General features: G+C 70.9%; 5 protein-coding genes. 2 read left to right on the top strand and 3 right to left on the bottom strand.

Features of this window, described 5'->3' with window-relative positions; translation table 11 throughout:
• Positions 1-229: 229 nt before the first annotated feature.
• Genes ACJ73U_RS02310 through ACJ73U_RS02300 form a run of 3 tightly spaced genes read right to left on the bottom strand, consistent with a single transcriptional unit; the run spans position 230 to position 1,537 of the window.
• A complete protein-coding gene (locus tag ACJ73U_RS02310; RefSeq protein ID WP_407775810.1) occupies positions 230-430 on the bottom strand; it encodes an aldo/keto reductase in 201 nt (66 codons plus the stop codon).
• Positions 427-831 (bottom strand): fumarylacetoacetate hydrolase family protein, encoded by a 405-nt coding sequence (locus ACJ73U_RS02305; protein WP_407775809.1) that lies wholly within the window; start codon positions 829-831, stop codon positions 427-429. The genes ACJ73U_RS02310 and ACJ73U_RS02305 overlap by 4 nt, the downstream gene beginning before the upstream one ends.
• The gene (locus ACJ73U_RS02300; RefSeq protein ID WP_407775808.1) at positions 806-1,537 is read right to left on the bottom strand and encodes a FadR/GntR family transcriptional regulator; all 732 of its coding nucleotides are present in this window, start codon (positions 1,535-1,537) and stop codon (positions 806-808) included. Before ACJ73U_RS02300 ends, ACJ73U_RS02305 begins: the two co-directional genes overlap by 26 nt.
• 181 nt (positions 1,538-1,718) lie before the next feature.
• Between ACJ73U_RS02300 and ACJ73U_RS02295 the strand changes: the two genes are divergently transcribed.
• A complete protein-coding gene (locus ACJ73U_RS02295) occupies positions 1,719-3,026 on the top strand; it encodes an enolase C-terminal domain-like protein (protein ID WP_407775807.1) in 1,308 nt (435 codons plus the stop codon).
• Positions 3,027-3,112: 86 nt separating this feature from the next.
• Entirely contained in the window at positions 3,113-4,162 is a 1,050-nt protein-coding gene (locus ACJ73U_RS02290) for a sugar ABC transporter substrate-binding protein (RefSeq protein WP_407775806.1), read from the top strand.
• Positions 4,163-4,217 lie beyond the last annotated feature (55 nt).

The following is a 4,217-nucleotide window of genomic DNA, read 5'->3' as shown; positions in this document are numbered from 1 at the left end:
GGCGGCGGATCCGCGGCGGCACCGGCCCGTAGTCGAAGTGCGCGTCCGGGCCGGGGGCCGCGAGGACACCGCTGTTGAACACGCCGCCGACGACCACGCCACCCCGCGCTCGACGCACAGCGGCAGCAGCCGCGCCTCGGCCGTGCGGTCTAGCAGCGTGTACCGGCCGGCGACGAGCACGGCGTCGATGTCGGTCTCGGCGACGAACCGGGTGAGCATCTCCGCCTGTTCATGCCGACGCCGATCGTGCCCACCGCGCCGTCCGCCCGCAGCTTCGCGAGCGCCGGGTACGCGAGGCCGCGATGTCGAAGTAGCGGGTGCCCGCCTCCCACGCCGCTTCCAGCGTCGCTTCGGCGGTGTGGTCGTCCAGCTCCTCGTACAGGTCGCCGATCGACGCGGTGCCGAGCCCGATCCGGCCGGTGGCGCTCATGCGTGCCCGACCACGTGGCGCTGGCGACCGAGCCGGTCGATCTCCACCTCGACCACGTCACCGGCGCGGAGATACGGGAAGTCGTTGGCGCCGAAGGCCACCCCGGCCGGGGTGGCGGTGTTCACGACATCGCCGAGGTCGAGCACCATGAACTGACTGAGGTACCACACCACGTGCCGCACGTCCTTGCCCGGCCGCGTCACCGGCGGCCCGACCCGCAGACCGGTCGTGTCCACCTCGGACAGGGTGGGCAGCGCGTCGCGGGCGGCCGCGATCCCGTTCCCGGCCAGGAACGCGCCGTCGATGTCGGCCGTGACCGGCGACAGGTCGAGGGCCCGGCCCTGTTCGTCGAGCACCACGGGCCGTTCGGCGCCCTCAGGTCCCCGTCGCTGGAATCTCATCGGTCTCCTCGGTGGCCGTGCTCAGGCGGGTGTCGTGCACGCGGCGCAGCCAGCGTTCGGTCGTGGTGATGTGCATGAGCGCGGCGGCCCGCGCGAGCGCGGCGTCGCCGTCGGCGAGCGCGTCGAAGATGGCCTCGTGCTCGGCGAGCGTGCGGTCGGTGGCGCTCGCCTCGACCATGCCGCGCCACACCCGGGCGCGGAAGGTCCCGCTGGCGATTCCGTCGAGCAGCGTGGTGAGGGTCTCGTTGCCGGTGGCCGCGACGACGGCGCGGTGGAACGCGGCGTCGTGCTTGTTGAGCAGCTCGACGTCGTCGGCCGCGGCCCGCATGGCCTCCAGGTGGCCGCGGATCTCCGCGAGGTGGTCGGCCGACATGCGTTCGGCGGCGAGGCCGGTGGCGACCGGCTCGAACAGCCTGCGCACCTCGGTCAGCTCCAGCAACGTGTTGCCGTGCATGAGTTCCACGGCCAGCCCCAGGCCCTCGAGCAGCACCGCGGGCTCCAGGCTCGTGACGTAGGTGCCGTCCCCGCGCCGGACGTCGAGCACCCGGGCGACGGCGAGTGCCTTCACCGCCTCGCGCATGGGAGAGCGGGAGATGCCCAGCTCCGCCGCCAGCTGCTGCTCGGGCGGCAGCCGCGAGCCCGGCGGCAGCTGCCCGGACTGGATCAGTGCCCGGATGCGGGCGATCGCCTCGTCGGTGAGTGACACGCGGCGACCGTACCCGCAGACATGTGACGTCTGCAATCCTCGCCTACCTAGTCCTCATACGTCTGTCGCGGCCAAATGGCCGGATCGCGACGAAACGCAGGGAAGTCTGGACTTTCTCCCTGACCTCAACTACATATACATATGTTGTTTCTGGTCCTGGCGAGTCGAGGTGGACTACCCCGTGACAGAACTCATCGCCGCGGTCGACGCGGTGGATGTGCGTTTCCCGACCTCCCGCGAGCTGGACGGGTCGGACGCCATGAACCCGGAGCCGGACTACTCGGCCACCTACGTCACCGTGCGCACGAGCGCCGGTCGGCAGGGCTTCGGCCTCGCGTTCACGGTGGGCCGCGGCAACGAGCTCACGGTCGCGGCGGTCCGCTCGCTCGCACCGCTGGTGGTCGGGCTGCCGGTCGCCGCCGTGTTCGGTGACCTCGGCGCGTTCTCGGCCCGGCTCACCGGCGACAGCCAGCTGCGGTGGCTGGGCCCGGAGAAGGGCGTGATCCACATGGCGGCGGCCGCGGTGGTGAACGCCGTGTGGGATCTGCGGGCCCGGCAGGAGAACAAGCCGGTCTGGGAGCTGCTGGCGGACCTGACGCCCGAGGAGCTGGTGTCCCTCGTGGACTTCCGGTACCTGGTGGACGCGCTGACCCCGGCCGAGGCGCTCGACATCCTCCACGCCGCGGCACCGGGCCGCGCCGAGCGCAGGGCCCACCTGCTCGACCACGGCTATCCCGCGTACACCACGACCCCCGGCTGGCTCGGCTACACCGACGACAAGCTGGTCCGCCTCGCGAAGGAGGCGGTCGCCGAGGGGTTCACGCAGATCAAGCTGAAGGTCGGTGTCGACCAGGCGGCCGACGAGCGGCGGCTGCGGATCGCGCGGGCCGCGGTGGGACCGGACGTGCGGATCGCGGTCGACGCCAACCAGGCCTGGGGCGTGCCGCAGGCCATCGAGTGGCTGCGCCCGCTCGCGCCGTACGACCCGTACTGGATCGAGGAGCCCACCTCACCCGACGACGTCCTCGGCCACGCCGCCATCCGCAGGGCGGTCGCGCCGATCAAGGTCGCGACCGGCGAGCACACGCACAACACGGTGATGGTCAAGCAGCTGCTGCAGGCCGGCGCGATCGACATCCTGCAGCTGGACGCGAGCCGTGTCGCGGGGGTCACGGAGAACGTCGCGATCCTGTTGCTGGCGGCCAAGTTCGGGGTGCCGGTGTGCCCGCACGCGGGCGGGGTCGGGTTGTGCGAGATGGTCCAGCACCTGGCGATGTTCGACTACGTGGCCGTCAGCGGCACCACCGAGGACCGCGTCGTCGAGTACGTCGACCACCTGCACGAGCACTTCGTCGACCCGGTGGTGATCCGGCGCGGTCACTACCTCGCACCCCGCACGCCGGGCCTGGGCGCGCGGCTGCATCCGGAGTCGGTGACCCGCTACAGCTTCCCGGACGGGGCCGAGTGGGCGGTGGCGGTGGCCGGATGACCGTGGCTGTCCCCGGTGCCGGCAGACGGGACCTACGCCCGCGGCCGCGGGCCTGATTGCACAGCAGACACAAAGGAGTGTGCGGAATGAGACTCCGCGACCTTGGCGCGGGCCTGCTCGCGTTATCGACGGTGGCCGTGCTCGCCGCGTGCGGGAACACCGGAAGCGGCGGCTCGACCGTCGGCGTCGACTACCCCCGGTCGGACACGGACTTCTGGAACTCCTACATCGGCTATGTCCCGAAGTACGGCAAGGACCTCGGGCTCGACCTCAAGACCACCAACTCCCAGAACGACGTCGCCAACCTGACCTCGAACGTGCAGACGTTCATCAGCCAGGGCGTCAAGGGCGTCGTGATGGCACCGCAGGACACGGCCGCCATCACCCCGGCGCTCAAACAGCTGGCCGGCAAGAAGATCCCCGTCGTGAGCGTGGACACCCGCCCCGAGGCCGGCGACGTCTACATGGTGGTGCGGGCCGACAACCGCGCGTACGGCGAGAAGGCGTGCCAGTTCCTCGGCGCCAGGCTCGACGGCGCGGGCAAGGTCGTGATGCTGCAGGGCGACCTCGCCTCGATCAACGGCCGCGACCGCACCGAGGCGTTCAACGACTGCATGAAGAAGGACTTCCCGAAGATCCAGGTGTTCGGCGAGGCCACGAACTGGGACGCCAACACCGCCTCCCAGAAGCTCCAGACCGACCTGACCGCGCACCCGGACATCAGGGGCGTGTACATGCAGTCGAGCTTCGCACTGCCCGGCACGCTGCAGATCCTGCGCCAGCGCGGGCTGCTCGTCGCGCCGGACGACCCCAGGCACGTGTTCGTGGTGTCCAACGACGGCATCCCGGAGGAGCTGAAGGACATCGCCGAGGGCAGCATCGACGCGACGGTCTCCCAGCCGGCGGACCTGTACGCGAAGTGGGCGCTCCAGTACGTCAAGGACGCGATCGGCGGCAAGAAGCACAAGCCGGGCAGGACCGACCACGACAGCACGATCATCCAGGTGCGGCCGGGCCTCATGGAGGACCAGCTGTCCGCGCCGCTGGTGACCCGTGACGGCGCGACGTTCGGCGACGTGCGGAGCGTCAGGTACGACGACAAGTCGCTGTGGGGCAACAACTCCGATGCGCGCTGAGACGGCTCCCGTGGTCGAGGCGCTCGGCATCGCCAAGCGCTTCGGCTCCACCGTC

Origin of the sequence: Actinophytocola sp. (assembly GCF_045807065.1) — a bacterium.
GTDB lineage: Bacteria > Actinomycetota > Actinomycetes > Mycobacteriales > Pseudonocardiaceae > Actinophytocola.
The sequence above is the reverse complement of the archived record's forward strand: the minus strand, read 5'-3'. Positions and strand labels throughout refer to the sequence as shown.

Bases quoted from the DNA above. Each gene is read 5' to 3' on its own strand.
- ACJ73U_RS02310 (WP_407775810.1), bottom strand. From the start codon at position 430: ATGAGCGCCACCGGCCGGATCGGGCTCGGCACCGCGTCGATCGGCGAC.
- ACJ73U_RS02305 (WP_407775809.1), bottom strand. From the start codon at position 831: ATGAGATTCCAGCGACGGGGACCTGAGGGCGCCGAACGGCCCGTGGTG.
- ACJ73U_RS02290 (WP_407775806.1), top strand. From the start codon at position 3,113: ATGAGACTCCGCGACCTTGGCGCGGGCCTGCTCGCGTTATCGACGGTG.